The following is a 342-nucleotide window of genomic DNA, read 5'->3' on the forward strand; positions in this document are numbered from 1 at the left end:
TGCTCAAACTCCAGTTAAAACCTGTGCTGTTTGTAGCAGTAGTAGCATAAGTTGTAGTCGTTGTACCGTTTGGTAATTGACATGTCGGTTCTGTTCCTGACGAAACTGTTATTGCTGTTGGTGTTCCTACGGTTGGTGTTATGGTAACTGTTCTAACAACTTGAGAAGATGGACCATTACAGCCATTGGCAGTAACAAGGATGTTTACCGTTCCAAAAAATCCATTTGCCCATGTCATTACTCCTGTGGTAGCGTTGATGTTTCCTGCTGCTGCATTGCTCAAACTCCAGTTAAAACCTGTGCTGTTTGTAGCAGTAGTAGCATAAGTTGTAGTCGTTGTAC

The 342-nt window shown here is 42.4% G+C and carries 1 protein-coding gene; it reads right to left on the reverse strand.

Annotated features, from left to right (window positions below; all coding sequences use genetic code 11):
• Positions 1–342, reverse strand: a 342-nt coding sequence (locus G6042_RS00565; RefSeq protein WP_211161591.1) for a hypothetical protein, incomplete at both ends; no start/stop codon positions are given.

The sequence above is a fragment of the Flavobacterium solisilvae genome, from assembly GCF_012911605.1.
In the GTDB taxonomy this organism is placed as follows: domain Bacteria; phylum Bacteroidota; class Bacteroidia; order Flavobacteriales; family Flavobacteriaceae; genus Flavobacterium; species Flavobacterium solisilvae.